General features: G+C 45.1%; 1 protein-coding gene. It reads right to left on the reverse strand.

What is annotated here, in order from left to right; all coding sequences use genetic code 11:
- A partial coding sequence (locus D0817_RS25990) for a hypothetical protein (RefSeq protein WP_161568501.1) occupies window positions 1–206 on the reverse strand: 206 nt, incomplete at both ends.

Consider the following 206-nt stretch of genomic DNA (forward strand, 5'->3'; position numbering starts at 1 on the left):
GGTATAGTTAAGCGAGTTCCCTTCCCCTTTAAGTTCCTTGTCTTTCTCCTGCCCCTGGAACCCGTAACGGTATTCTTCAGTGTCGGCATGACGGTTTGGTACCAGCATTCCAAAAGGATAGTAATCTGAGTAACTCACTACGTCCGGTACAAAGGCTGTAAAAGCAACTGTATTTGGTATTGATTCTACACTCGTAGCCACATTGT

Source organism: Flavobacterium cupreum, assembly GCF_003996965.1.
Lineage (GTDB): Bacteria > Bacteroidota > Bacteroidia > Flavobacteriales > Flavobacteriaceae > Flavobacterium > Flavobacterium cupreum.